The organism is Vibrio sp. 1069, from assembly GCF_033340555.1.
This window is the reverse complement of sequence record NZ_JAWOWP010000519.1, coordinates 1-635: the sequence shown is the minus strand read 5'-3', so window position 1 is coordinate 635 and position 635 is coordinate 1. Positions and strand designations below refer to the sequence as shown.

Annotated in this window: 1 pseudogene; it reads right to left on the bottom strand. The window is 50.9% G+C overall.

Features of this window, described 5'->3' with window-relative positions:
• Positions 1-589: pseudogene (locus R7040_RS27500) on the bottom strand (AsmA family protein); the annotation flags it as partial.
• Positions 590-635 lie beyond the last annotated feature (46 nt).

The following is a 635-nucleotide window of genomic DNA, read 5'->3' as shown; positions in this document are numbered from 1 at the left end:
CAACCAGCTCTTCTTCCGGTTGCTCTAGATTCGCCTCTGCAATGCCATGAAAGCTCGATTCCTCCGGCTGAGCATCGTTCGTTGGTACGTTCGGCGTTAAGTGGTCTGGCTGTTGTGGTGAGTCGCAGTCATTACGTGATATTTCACCATCGAGCAGATCGCCTATGATTATGCCGCAGTGATCCTTGAGCTGGAATGTCAAACCGCTGAGTGGGTTGTTGGCCATGTCAAATTCGCCGCCAATCTGACCGGATATGACATTGCCGGAGATGGTTACAGGCTTGAGCGATACAGCGCCTCGCTGCGCGTGCACTCGAATAGGGGAAAACGTGATGCTCTTAAGCGACTTATCGGCTTGTGAGCGTAGTGTCGTTTCTCGTAGGTTTGCTTCCACTTGCCCCGTTAAGCTGTACGCCAACATGTTGTTGTCACCAGATAGACCTTGCAGGTCGAGGTTTAGGTCAGAAAATCCATCTACCGCGAATACATCTGGCAGGTATGGGTGGAGCAGTTTGAGTGGAATACCATCTGCACTCAAATTAAGCTCCCAAGGTTGGCTTGCCGTACTTAGATCAAGTTGACCAAAGCCTTAAATCTAGCCTTGTTCTAGCGGGGCAGACAGACCACAGAGTTGC